This window comes from Thainema salinarum CENA647, assembly GCF_057732415.1.
On sequence record NZ_JBYJZJ010000022.1, the window covers coordinates 3,183,052 to 3,195,494 of the forward strand.

9 protein-coding genes are annotated in these 12,443 nt (G+C 49.2%); 4 read left to right on the forward strand and 5 right to left on the reverse strand.

Going from position 1 to position 12,443, the window contains the following annotated elements; translation table 11 throughout:
• The first annotated feature begins 85 nt into the window (after positions 1-85).
• The gene (locus tag AC286M_RS20775; RefSeq protein WP_488206210.1) at positions 86-1,102 is read left to right on the forward strand and encodes a PRC-barrel domain-containing protein; all 1,017 of its coding nucleotides are present in this window, start codon (positions 86-88) and stop codon (positions 1,100-1,102) included.
• Positions 1,103-1,355: 253 nt separating this feature from the next.
• On the opposite strand, the gene AC286M_RS20780 is transcribed toward AC286M_RS20775, so the two are convergent.
• From AC286M_RS20780 to AC286M_RS20790, 3 genes are all read right to left on the reverse strand, one after another.
• Positions 1,356-4,085, reverse strand: coding sequence for a GUN4 domain-containing protein (locus AC286M_RS20780; protein ID WP_488206211.1), 2,730 nt, complete (start codon positions 4,083-4,085; stop codon positions 1,356-1,358).
• 209 nt (positions 4,086-4,294) lie between these two features.
• Positions 4,295-4,486 (reverse strand): hypothetical protein, encoded by a 192-nt coding sequence (locus AC286M_RS20785; protein ID WP_488206212.1) that lies wholly within the window; start codon positions 4,484-4,486, stop codon positions 4,295-4,297.
• A 116-nt stretch (positions 4,487-4,602) separates the two neighbouring features.
• A complete protein-coding gene (locus AC286M_RS20790) occupies positions 4,603-6,006 on the reverse strand; it encodes a J domain-containing protein (protein WP_488206213.1) in 1,404 nt (467 codons plus the stop codon).
• A 329-nt stretch (positions 6,007-6,335) separates the two neighbouring features.
• Between AC286M_RS20790 and AC286M_RS20795 the strand changes: the two genes are divergently transcribed.
• From AC286M_RS20795 to AC286M_RS20805, 3 genes are all read left to right on the forward strand, one after another.
• Positions 6,336-6,830 (forward strand): DUF427 domain-containing protein, encoded by a 495-nt coding sequence (locus tag AC286M_RS20795; RefSeq protein ID WP_488206214.1) that lies wholly within the window; start codon positions 6,336-6,338, stop codon positions 6,828-6,830.
• Positions 6,831-7,018: 188 nt separating this feature from the next.
• Complete coding sequence (gene mutS, locus AC286M_RS20800; protein ID WP_488206215.1) at positions 7,019-9,796, forward strand: DNA mismatch repair protein MutS; 2,778 nt, start codon at positions 7,019-7,021, stop codon at positions 9,794-9,796.
• Positions 9,797-9,917: 121 nt separating this feature from the next.
• Positions 9,918-10,427: a hypothetical protein gene (locus AC286M_RS20805; RefSeq protein WP_488206216.1), complete on the forward strand. Its 510-nt coding sequence runs from the start codon at positions 9,918-9,920 to the stop codon at positions 10,425-10,427.
• Positions 10,428-10,788: 361 nt separating this feature from the next.
• Here the strand turns inward: AC286M_RS20805 and AC286M_RS20810 are convergent, their stop codons facing one another.
• Positions 10,789-11,514, reverse strand: a complete 726-nt coding sequence (locus AC286M_RS20810; protein ID WP_488206217.1) for an LmeA family phospholipid-binding protein — start codon at positions 11,512-11,514, stop codon at positions 10,789-10,791.
• Positions 11,515-11,747: 233 nt separating this feature from the next.
• Positions 11,748-12,431, reverse strand: a complete 684-nt coding sequence (locus AC286M_RS20815) for an SMI1/KNR4 family protein (protein ID WP_488206218.1) — start codon at positions 12,429-12,431, stop codon at positions 11,748-11,750.
• Positions 12,432-12,443 lie beyond the last annotated feature (12 nt).

A 12,443-nucleotide genomic window follows, 5' to 3' on the forward strand; every position in this document is an offset into this window, starting at 1 on the left:
GGAGGGATATACCTCGTCGGAGCGTTTCCCCAGTTTTGAGCCAGCTACGGACTTAGAGGATTAATTTCGAGGTTAGGACTCGGACATGGCATCAGAATATATTCGCTACCGCGCTGATTTATTGGGCACTCAGGTTGTTACCCGAGACGGAGCCAAACGTCTGGGCATCGTGAGTCAGATCTGGGTAGATATTGATCGCAAAGAGGTAGTTGCTCTGGGCCTCCGAGAGAACATGCTGTCGGGTGTGTTATCTAACGCGATGCAGATTATGCCCCTCAGCGAAATCCGCCAAATCGGGGACGTAATTTTAGTAGACGACGACCTGATTCTGGAAGACCCGATGGTGGTCGAGGTTTATAATACCTTGATCAACTGCGAGGTGATTACTGAAAATGGAGAACCCCTTGGCCGAGTACGAGGTTTCAAGTTTGATGTGGCCACCGGAGAGCTGCAAACGCTGATTATCGCTTCGGTTGGCTATCCCCAAATTCCGGATCAGGTAGTCAGCACCTATGAGCTACCCGTGGATCAAGTCGTCAGCAGCGGCCCTGATCGCCTAATCGTATTCGAGGGCGCTGAAGACAAGATGGTGCAGCTTACGGTCGGCATTCTGGAACGACTAGGCATTAGCGCTCCGCCCTGGGAGCGTGATGACATGGGCGACTATATGATGCCAACGCCGCCCGCAAATCAGTTGGGGACAGGTTTGAAAACGCCAGCACCGCCGATGCGGGAAGCGCCGCCAATTCGGATGGAGCGGGAGCGGGAATATGCTGAGCCGATGCCACGCTGGGAACCGCAGCCGGAACCGATGCAGCGTCGCCAGCAGATGGAGCCACCACCGCCAAGCTATCCGGAACCGGAACCCGTTTATACGGCTGAGCCGGAATATTATCCGCCCCAGAATGAAGCGAGTAACTGGGACGAGGAAGAAAGCAACTGGGATGATGAGCCTGCAACTCCGGCTCAATCGGATTATCAAGACGTGACGGAGGACGTATGGGGCGAGGCGAAAACGCCGGAATCCAATCCCTCGGATCGACCGCCAGTTAACTTGGAACGTAAGCGAGTGGTTGAATACGAAGAAGAAACGGATTACTAATAGATTGATGAGAATTCGTTAATTTCACGAAAAGACTGAGAAGCATTTCCCAGTCTTTTTATTTTATCGATTAGAAAAAATTGGCAGATGCAGCTGCATGAAATTGAGACGGTCGCGCAGCAATTTGTGCTGGCGAGGTGACGGGTGCCAGGTAACGGTTGACTGAAACACTTATTTTAGCGTGATAAAACAGCCGGAAATAAATCTTTTGGATCGGACTGAAGCCTTTATCTGCTAAAGTTTACAAGTCTCGTTACCTATGCGAGAGAAGAGAAAACAAAATTCCCAACCTCCCCCGCCCTCGGCCCCCCTGGCCTCTGATGCGCAAACGAGGGAGGTGTCCTCCGGGTGCTGATGTATCGAAAGTCACATCAGAGTATTGAACGTATTCCTCGGCTACTCGCCACCCGTTGCGATCGCACATCTTGCGATACGCCTCTCTTGCCGCATCTTCATCCTCCCCAAAGTCCAGCTTTCCTCCCACTTGTACCCAAATTTGCTTCTGAACACTGAAGCCAAATTTACCACCACTGAATTTTAACCACAGTTGGTCAATCAGCAGCAGATCCTCACAGGGAAAGTTACGAATTTCCTCTAGTTCTAGATAACCCCGTTGTACTGCTTCTTCTCCAATCGCCTGCAGCATCAGCGTATCGGTTTCCTGATCGGCTTCTTTCCAACTGCCGCTAGCTAAATAATTCACCAGCTCCCGATATCGATCTGGAATCCGCTGCCGCACAACACGCAGAGCATTGCCGGGTCGATTGGGGTCGGTTGTCCATGGTTGCCGGGTTATTTTGGGGTCGGGTAGGGGCGAATGGCCATTCGCCCCTACGGGATGTGGCAATTTTGCTGATTCCTCTGATTCTTCAACCGTTGGTAATCGGTAATTATACACCCCATCATCTGGTGCTAGATGCGACTGCGTAGACAACCACGCACAAAACCACTGCGCATCTTCCCAACTTATATCTACAACTGGATCAACTCCCTGAATAGTACGAATGGCATACATTGTTGCCTGAGAGTGGAACTGTTCATTGTGTTGACTCGCTAAAAATAGTCGATACTCGTCCCATGTAATATATTCTGAAATTTTTATCGTTTCACTTAAAGCTATTAAGTTCCGGAATCTTTGCTCTAAGCGGATTTCTGCTGATTCTGGTTCTTGCCACTGCAACGTATCTAGTAATTGCTGTTTTAATTCAGTACTTACCACAGCACTTTCGTTCGCTAGTTGCTGTGCCAATTCCAGCATGTAACGATTGGTTGGATTCCGTAGTGCTTTCTCTATGAACAGCGTCGGATTATCCAACGCTGCAAAGAAGTAAACAACCTCTTCCCAATTTTTATTACCAAACTGCTCCATGATCTTGCGATATCCCCATTTGGTATCGCTCAATTCCACTGCCGTCAAATATTCCTGAAACGTCTTGTGGGTGAACTCATACAGATAGCCCTCACCACCAGCCAACAAACCCGAAACCTGCTGAATTTCCTGCAAAAACTGCTTAGCTGTAAACTCCTCTTTGGGATACACATCAGCTAAGCGCTGTGCAATCCAATCCGCCCCCTGCTGCGGCGAAAACTGCGTCTTCCCAGCCTCCGTTAGTTCCAGCGCCAACTTCTGCAAAATCAGTTGATTATCTTCCGCATTGGGAATCGTCAGCCGTGTCTCCCGGCGATTGGGGCGATATTCCAGCAGCAGCTTAAAAATCTCTCGATAAAGATGCACCCGCCGCTTCGGTAACTGTGCACTCGCCTCATGGGTGGCCGCAATAATCGTAATCAGCAGCGGATTTTTCGCCAGATCAATTAAACTGCGATCTGCAAACAGTTGACGATTGAGATTTTCTGCTGCTGCCTTAGCTTCTGCATCACTTTCGGCCCTCACCTGTTCTGCTGAGAGATGCTTTTTGGGGTCAGGTTTAGCGCGACTGTCTTCTAGATGTCGTCTCCACGTAAACTCCCACGTGATAAAGCGATACCACTGATGAATAAACTGGCGCTTCTGATCATTGTTGAAATCCAAAATGTCAATCCGCTGCATCCCTTCAAACAGGTCGCTGTTATAGCCATGCGGACGCGACGTGAGAATAAACTGGCTGGGATAATTCTGCATTTGCCAATTTGCCCACTGGCTCACCTGTTCCCGCTGAGCTTCCGGTACTTCATCTAGCCCATCCAGCATCACCAAGCACTTACCCTGCATGAGCTGATCTCGAAACCACGGCTCAGATGTACGCAATTCCGTGCAGCGGGGTAACTTTTGCACCTCGTCTACAATCAACTGCGATAGCGTTGGCTGGGTGACCGACTGAATACGCGGATAGAACTCCCGAAACAGCAGCAGAATTGGAATCAGTTCTTTAGCAGTGTGCTGCAGATACGACTGGTTGGAAAAACTCAGCGTCAAAAACCGCATCAGCGTTGTCTTGCCATAGCCCGGATCGGCAATCACTGCCAGCAATCGTTCTGGAAATTGTTGATCGGCATGATGAATCTTGGGCAGCAAATCCCAAATGGCTAAACTGCCACGCTGCAGCGAAACACTGCGCGTCGTCCCCGAATGAACCCGCAGCGGCACATACACTTCTTCCAAGACCAGTCGCGGCAAACGCCCTTTATAGCCTTCCACCCTAAGATTGTGACAGTGAGTTTTTAGCGCTTCTAAATACTGTCGATGGAACCCCGTTAACCGAGTCAGCGTCTTATCAACGGTTTCATCGATTTGCTGATCAATAAATTTGCCTGAAGCTTCACCCCGCTGTTTCATCCTGCTACTCAAGGCATTCATCAATCCTTGGCCGAAATTGGTTGCCAAACCAAAGCCAAACGCAACTAGCCCAGAAATTGCCGCTTTCGGGATGTCTTCTAAATACAGGTTGTAGAGTGCATAGCCACCACTTCCAGCAACAACTAGCTTGAAAACTGCATCGGTTAAACGTTCTTCTAAACTGGGTTTCGGTGACGGCTGGGTCATAGTGATGAGCAAATGAAAGGCGAGATGCCTACCAGTTTAGTCGATGCGCTGGTTCAATTTGCCCAATGGGTTTTCACTCATAGAAAAATAAGAAGACGCGGTGCGCCTTCTTATTTGAAGCCCAATTCAGCCCAATCTATCCAATCTATAGCCGTAATTCAGACGATCAGAACCTAACTTTAATCAAACAGACGTGATCAAAAACTGATTTAATCGTACAGATCGATGGTTTCGGGAACCCGCTGTTCACGAATAGTAAAAGCTTGTAAGATTGCCCAGGAGCCACGAGTCACAAGGAGCGCCAAGGCCACGATGGAACCAAGGTGAACCACAGTCGTCGGAACTAATGCGCTAATGAGCAGTGCCGCTAAAATGAGGAGAGACAGCAGTGTCTTATCCATCGTTACTCTCCGGGTGGGTGCTTACACTTCTAGGTTAGGCCAGTTAGCGAAGCGGCTGCCATCAAACTTAAGGATACTTGAAACTTAAGGGCTAAACCGTAATAATCCGCAATGTATCAGACTAGCAGTAGCTTGCTCAGCCAGTTCGCTCCCCAACCGCTCAAGAGTAAAACGAGGGGAACCGTAAGGGTTGCGGTTTGTTCAGTCAGGTTGAGAATTTGAGTGTAGCCGTGGTAGAGAGTCAAAATCACCAGGCAAGCAGCGAACGCGGCAACAACCAAAAACAGGCTGAAATCAAGTTGAGTTGCGATCGCACCCAGCGGAGCGAGTAACCCAAGCGGCAGGATGGTGGTACTCGCGATAAAAACGTCAACGGAGCTGTTGATGCGGCTGCGGGTTGTGAGCCGCACTAGCCCATTGAGCGCAACTAAGATAAGAAACGTACCGCTACTGACCAGGTAAAGCCGGAGCAGCAGCATCCAGGAAGAGTCGCTGCCGACATAAACGCTGAGGGCAAAGCTGACACATGCGATCGCAGTTAGAAAGAGACTGACACAGCGAGCCTGAGCCGAGTTCAGGCGGGCATAGGCAGGTAGCAAGCCACCGCCAGGATTGAATAAATAGCGACTAGCGGTATACCAACTGCTGAATAGAAGTTGCAGAAAGCGATTGGTGACGACGGGCGGCGATGATGGCTCTGGGCGCGCTGCTCGGCGGAACCGAGATTTTGCTTTTACTTTGCCTGACTTACCCGATTGGGCTGAAGCGCTAGCCGATTTTGCCCGCAGCGTATTGAGAGCAACCTGCGCTAGATCAGAGTTGAGCTGATTCTTCTGGGCGCTGAAAAGGGTGACAGCGGCCTGAAAATCGAGAATCGCTTCTTCGTCTTCCTGCAAATCCTGATGAGCTAACCCGCGCCGATAGTAGGCTTGTGCGTATTGACGATGATGAATAATTGCCTGACTGTAGGCTTCGATCGCAAACTGGGTGTAGCCCAACCGATAGCGGGCTAGGCCGAGATAGTAAAACGCTTCAGCTTGATTGGGCGCAATTTGCTTCAGCTGGTGGAAGTCGGACAAAATGCCGCGATCGTCATGCAGCTCATAGCGAACCTGGAAGCGCGTCAGGTAAGCATCGACAAAATCCGGCGCATCCTCGATCAGTTCACTCAAGCTTTGCAGCGCCGTTTGATAGTCATGCTCGGCCACCTTATCGAGGCACTGGCGATAGCGACGATGGACGGGGTTGCGATCGCTCTCCGCTGCCTTGGCCGATATATTAGGAGATGCTGACCTTGCCTGTGGGCCATACCGCTGGTCGTACTGTTGGCGACGGGCTGGATCGCTCAGCACTTCATAGGCTTCACAAATTTGCTTGAACTTGGCTTCTGCATTGGGATTATCGGGATGCAGGTCGGGATGATACTGACGCGCTAACCGATGAAACGCCCGTCGGATTTCCGTTGGCGTTGCGTGGCGTCTGAGTTGCAGAACCTGATAGTAGTCCGGAGAGTCCACCATAATAATTAATCTCGGCTAGTGTTTATGCTAGCTCAATCTTTGGTGGGACTGGATGGTTGATGTCTGCGTTTTTGGGTGAGGGAGAAGGGCAGGGGGGAAAGGGAGCAGGGGAGAGAGGGAGTAGGGAAAAAGGAAGCTTTGTTTGTGTGTCTGGATTGTTTGTTGTTGATGGTTGATGGTTGATGGTTAACGGTTACTTTGGTTGTTGTAGTTACAATCTGGAGTTCAGCAAACGGTCAAAATGCAGGCTCAGACCAATTTCATGCAAGCGAAGCCTGGGGACAAGTTTTAAGATAGGGTACTGAAGCGTTACGAATATAAAATCAGCTATGCATCCTGCTCGGATTGAACCTGGCCCCGGTCAAGAGTCGGTTTGGGATTATCCCCGTCCGCCTCGTTTAGAAGATTCCAATAAGCACATTCGCGTTGAGTTTAACGGAGTTGCGATCGCAGATACGCGACGCGCCAAGCGGGTACTCGAAACCAGTCATCCGCCGGTATATTATCTGCCGCCGGAAGATGTGCAAATGGAGTATTTCAAGCCCACTCCGCGCTCCACGTTCTGCGAATGGAAGGGAGCCGCCAGCTACTACACGATTGAAGTAGGGGATAAGCGGGCGGAAAATGCGGCCTGGTACTACCCATCGCCCACGCCACAGTTTGCGGGCATCAAGGACTACATCGCCGTGTACCCGAGTCGGATGGACGCCTGCTACGTCGATGGTGAGCAAGTGCAGTCTCAAGCGGGCGATTTCTACGGCGGCTGGATTACGTCTGACATTGTTGGCCCCTTCAAAGGTGGCGCTGGTAGCTGGGGCTGGTAGCTGGATTCTGACCTGCTGAAGCAAACAGCCTAAATCTGAAAATCCCCGTTACATCCACCACAGACGACGTTCTGCCTCGTACCATAGGTGAAGAATTGGTGATTTGGGGTTGGGTCGCCCAACCCCAAATCACCAGTTTTTGAGGACTAAAGAATCACTATCGTATAGGTGCCTGCCTGAAGCCATCAATGAGCGATACTGCCCCAACTGCTGAATCGAATTACGGCCTGCCGGAACAGCTTGTCAAACGCGAGGTTCGCTATGCTGACTATCGGCAAGTGAACCGCGATGAACTCACGCCGATGATGAGCCACTTTGCGGAGATGAAGGATCAGTATCCTCATGCGCTGCTGCTCTATCGGGTGGGCGACTTTTTCGAGACCTTTTTTCAAGATGCGATCGCAGTTTCGCGGGAGCTAGAGCTGGTACTAACCAGTAAGGACGGTGGCAAAACTGTCGGACGGGTGCCGATGGCGGGAATTCCCCATCATGCGCTGGATCGCTACTGCCGGATTTTGGTGGAAAAGGGCTATGCGGTCGCGGTTTGTGATCAGGTTGAAGACGCGGCAGAAGCTCAGGGTCGCCTGGTCGAGCGGGCCGTAATCCGCGTGATCACGCCCGGTACGGTGCTGGAAGAAGGGATGCTGTCGGCGCGGCGCAATAATTTCCTGGCTGCGGTCGTAATCGCTGGCAATAGCTGGGGTCTAGCCTATGCCGATATTTCGACGGGGGAATTCCTTACTACTCAAGCAAAAGAGCTAGAGCAGCTTACCCAAGAGCTAATGCGGCTTCAGCCTGCCGAGGTGTTAGTGCCCGTCAACGCGCCGGATATTACCGGACTGCTGCGCCCCGGCGAGCGATCCGATCATCTGCCGGACTGCTTGCCACATCAGTTTTGCTATACGTTGCGATCGCAGTCGCCCTTTATCCAAAGTGAAGCCCGTCAGCGCTTATTGGAAACCTTCCGGCTGAAATCTCTGGAGGGACTGGGCTGCGAGCATTTACCTTTGGCCGTGCGAGCCGCTGGCGGACTGCTGGAATATATCGAAGATACCCAGAAAGGTGGACAGGTGCCGCTGCACTTGCTCTCTACCTACACGACAACCCAGTACCTCGTGCTGGATCACCAGTCGCGCCGCAATTTGGAGATTACTCAGACCTGTCGGGATGGCACATTTCACGGTTCGCTACTCTGGGCGCTGGATCAAACCCAAACCGCAATGGGGGGACGGGCTTTACGGCGCTGGCTGCTACAGCCGCTGCTGGATCTAAAAGGAATTACCGCCCGCCAGGATACTATCCAGGAGCTAGTGGCAAAGGGCGCTCTGCGCCAAATGCTGCAAAAGCTGCTGAAGCAAATTTATGACCTAGAACGGTTAGCAGGTCGGGCCGGATCAGGAACGGCTAATGCTCGCGATCTGGTGGCGATGGCGGATTCCTTTGCCCGATTGCCGGAGCTGGCCGGACTGGTAGCCGAAACCGAGTCGCCTTACCTGAAGCGCTTACAGCAGGTGCCGCAGAGTCTAGAAGAACTGGGGCATAAACTGCGATCGCACTTAGTTGAATTTCCGCCGCTGTCCCTCTCCGATGGCAACATTATCCGCGATGGCGTGAATGAGCAGTTGGATCATTTGCGGCACCAGATTGCCGATGACCAGCAGTGGATCGCCAATTTGGAGGTCACGGAGCGGCAGCGCACGGGCATTTCCACCCTGAAAGTGGGCTTCAATAAAACCTTTGGTTACTACCTCAGTCTCTCGCGTTCCAAGGCGGATCAGGCTCCAGAGGACTACATTCGCAAGCAGACGCTGACCAATGAGGAGCGCTACATTACGCCGGAACTGAAGGAGCGGGAGTCGCGCGTTTTTCACCTGCGGGACGACATTAATAAGCTGGAATACGAGATTTTCAGCCAGCTTCGGGCTGAAGTTGGGGAGCAAGTAGAAATCATTCGCACAGTTGCCCAAGCGGTCGCCGCTGCCGATGTGCTGTCTGCTCTGGCAGAGGTCGCCGTTTACCAAGGCTACTGCCGGCCTGTGATGACCCAGGGGCGGGAGATTCAAATTGAGGACGGGCGGCATCCGGTGGTGGAAAAATCGCTGCCGTCGGGATTCTTTGTGCCTAACTCAACCGCAATGGGTAGTCTCGTAGGGTGTGTTAAGCAGAACGAAACGCACCAGAAGAAAAATAGTCCAGGTAATTCTGTAGGGTGTGTTGAGCAAAGCGAAACGCACCAGAAGAAAGGGAATCGAGGAAGTCAGGGTAAGGAGTTGCCGGATCTAATTATCCTGACGGGGCCGAATGCGAGCGGGAAGAGTTGCTATCTACGGCAGGCGGGGCTGATTCAGCTGATGGCGCAGGTGGGCAGCTTTGTGCCAGCGCGAGAGGCAACGTTGGGGATCTGCGATCGCATTTTCACCCGTGTCGGAGCCGTGGATGATCTAGCGACAGGGCAGTCTACGTTCATGGTGGAGATGAATGAGACGGCCAATATTTTGAACCATGCCACGCCGCGATCGCTGGTGCTGCTAGATGAAATTGGTCGAGGAACAGCAACGTTTGATGGGCTGTCCATTGCCTGGGCAGTGGCAGAACATTTAGCGATTGCGCTGCGATCGCGGACAATTTTCGCGACCCACTATCATGAGCTGAATGAGCTAGCTTCTATTCTTGAAAACGTGGCTAACTATCAGGTGACGGTGAAAGAAATGCCGGATCAAATTATCTTTTTGCACCGAGTACAGCCAGGTGGAGCCGATCGCTCCTATGGGATTGAGGCTGGGCGTTTAGCGGGTTTACCTAGCTCGGTAATTCAGCGAGCAAAGCAGGTAATGACGCAGATTGAGAAGCACAGCAAAATTGCTGTTGGACTGCGTAAAGGCCACAGCAATTCAAACAATCCAAACGGTAAATCCAAATCTCAAAAGGTGTCTGATCCAACGGAGCAACTTGATATTTTTGGCTAAATAATGGCCTTTTTGGGGAGTTATATTTTGATCAGATTGTATCAATAGTTGCTAAATTTACGGAATCAGCCTGACCTGTGCTGTAGTACTTACTGCTGCAAAGTAAGTTAATTCATCATTTATGACTGCTATTGTCAATAATCCTTTTGTGTTGGAGCAAACGCCTAAAAAACTGGTGATTCGGCTCAGCCATAGTGTCGATATCGCAGTTTATCTCATTGGTGGATTAGTTCTGCTGGGTATTGCAGCAGTTGCTCTAGCGGGATCTAATCTTGTCTGGTCTTTTATATCTGGATTACTCGGATTTTTATGTCTTTTGAGAGGAATCACGTCTCAAACTCGGACTCAATACATTTTTGATAAGAATCAAAATCAGTTGACTGTTAATCAAGATCGAGCAAGATTTAATCGCTGTTCGTTAGATAACTTAACCGTTATAACGAAGCAATGCTCAACTAATCCTGTCGGCGGCAGCATTTATTACGAAGTTCGATTTAGAGCTAAATCACCCAATCCATCTAATCAAAGCTCGATTCATGTTCCAGCTATTACCTGCTCTAATCGACAGGAAGCTCATCGACTGGAAGATTTAATCTCTGTGGGTCTAATTCCCCGTGGCTTGCCACGTTAGTGGTAGCGCGGGAGTGCGTCCCGAAGGGCAAATTCCGTAATGCCCCGTCCGCTTGCGGCGGGGATAGGAATTTGAGCGCCCCGCGAGATTTACTTGAGTCTTATTTGTCAAACTAGCTTGAAATTTCTAATTAATCACCCTATAAATAAATGCGAAAATCAAAATTCAGGAAACACTTTTGGTACTTGTTTAGCGTGACACTCTACATAGATCCCCCTAAATTCCCCTTTTTAAGGGGAACTTTGAGCCAGAGTTGGAATAGCCCCTTTTTTAAGGGGGCGGCGACAGCGGGGGATCATATGGCTATGCTAAACACGTACCGCTTTTGAAGCGTTTCCTGAACCTTGATATGACTGCAAAATTAACTAGGCATTTTATCAATCTTTGTTTGCGATTTGATGGTAATTTTGCCCGGTCGCACATCCAATTTTTGAAATCTCAGCTTCATGCCATCAAGTTCAAAATTGCGTAGATCTAGAAGCTCTTTCGATGCATTGACCAGTGCAGAAACTAATTCGGGCGAATCTGTTTCTGCACCATTTTGAATGTCTTCTAGCAGGATTTGATGACCATCCGGCGACATTTTAGGAGTTGCAACTATCTCAACATGTTGGGTTGAATTCAGATCTAAAAGCTCAATATCAGATTGAATTCTGATTTTGTCGTTTTCTGGAACTTCAAACCGAATCTGTTGAGGTTTGATATGCGTCGTCTGACCATCTACGGTAATTGTCAAAGCAGAAAGCTTGGACTGAATATAGTCAGAGTTGAAGGCTTTGCTGATGTCTTCTTCGGTTAAAACAACACCAGTATCTGCATTCACAGTCTGCTCAAGTTCGATATCACCAGCGACGGCTTTAAGAGGGTTAATCTTAATATCGTTGGTTTTGATAATCAGTGTGTCAGCCCGCAGAGCTTTTTTCATCACTAGCCCTTCACCAGCGATTTCCACTGATTCAACATTGCCCTGGATAAGTTTTCCAGGATCAGTATGAATATCAACCGTTAGATTTTCAACTTCATCTAGTTGAGATTCAATACCCAGTTTAGTTACCTCGTTTAAGGCTTGTTCACTGATATCAGGCATACGTGTTAAAAAGATTATAAGAAACGATGTATGCGATTATAGATGCGGCAGAAATGCACCCAACTCTGCCCACCGAAGTAACTCAGAGCCTCTGTGAGGCTACATTGAAAATCTCTATCTGATGGGTTGTATCTAAAGTAATATTAAGCGTCGAGTATGCTCTCAAATGTCGTATAGTCCTGTGGGTGTGGCTACACTAAAGCGAAGCGTAACGTATCTTCCTAAATTTTTTATTATGAGTTGTATTTACGGTATATAGACTTTTCAATATCGAGTTTTGATTCATCTAGCTGAATCGCCATGACATCTTCTTCTCCATACATATCTGGCAAATTTTGGTATGACTCATCCGGCACGATTTGATATAAACCTAACTCACAACACTCAGCGATTACGGAGACCATATCTGTTAAGCTCTTATAGATTCTCAATGGGTTATCCATAAAGATGTAATCAATTAAATAAACTGGAGAAGGATCAAGATCCCCAATTATGTACAGCATCGTTTTGTTCTCAAATGAAGCTATGGGAAACCACTTTTCACCCCAGCCTTCATAGCGATCGGAGGGTGAATTGCTTGTGAGTTGCTGCTCAATTTTCCACAAATCATGATAATTCTGAATCGACTCCTTCAAAGGCCAAAATGGGACGTATGAGTCATTTATTTGCTTGGGAAATAGAAATTCAACTGATGGACAGTAATTGTTGAAATCAAGATCGGCTTTTCCATTGCGCCATTGATAAAGCTCATAGACTTCTTCAGGCAGCTTGAATGGTAAATCCTTTGTTAGTTTATTAATCTGCTGTCGAGTTAGACCTCGATTATAGCAATCAACAAATTCACAATATTCAAATTCAGAATTGGCCGATTCTAGCCAATCCATAATATATTCAAGTTCGTCGATTAGATAAGACATATACTAATCTCG

Bases quoted from the DNA above. Each gene is read 5' to 3' on its own strand.
- AC286M_RS20775 (WP_488206210.1), top strand. From the start codon at position 86: ATGGCATCAGAATATATTCGCTACCGCGCTGATTTATTGGGCACTCAG.
- AC286M_RS20780 (WP_488206211.1), bottom strand. From the start codon at position 4,085: ATGACCCAGCCGTCACCGAAACCCAGTTTAGAAGAACGTTTAACCGAT.
- AC286M_RS20785 (WP_488206212.1), bottom strand. From the start codon at position 4,486: ATGGATAAGACACTGCTGTCTCTCCTCATTTTAGCGGCACTGCTCATT.
- AC286M_RS20790 (WP_488206213.1), bottom strand. From the start codon at position 6,006: ATGGTGGACTCTCCGGACTACTATCAGGTTCTGCAACTCAGACGCCAC.
- AC286M_RS20795 (WP_488206214.1), top strand. From the start codon at position 6,336: ATGCATCCTGCTCGGATTGAACCTGGCCCCGGTCAAGAGTCGGTTTGG.
- mutS (WP_488206215.1), top strand. From the start codon at position 7,019: ATGAGCGATACTGCCCCAACTGCTGAATCGAATTACGGCCTGCCGGAA.
- AC286M_RS20805 (WP_488206216.1), top strand. From the start codon at position 9,918: ATGACTGCTATTGTCAATAATCCTTTTGTGTTGGAGCAAACGCCTAAA.
- AC286M_RS20810 (WP_488206217.1), bottom strand. From the start codon at position 11,514: ATGCCTGATATCAGTGAACAAGCCTTAAACGAGGTAACTAAACTGGGT.
- AC286M_RS20815 (WP_488206218.1), bottom strand. From the start codon at position 12,431: ATGTCTTATCTAATCGACGAACTTGAATATATTATGGATTGGCTAGAA.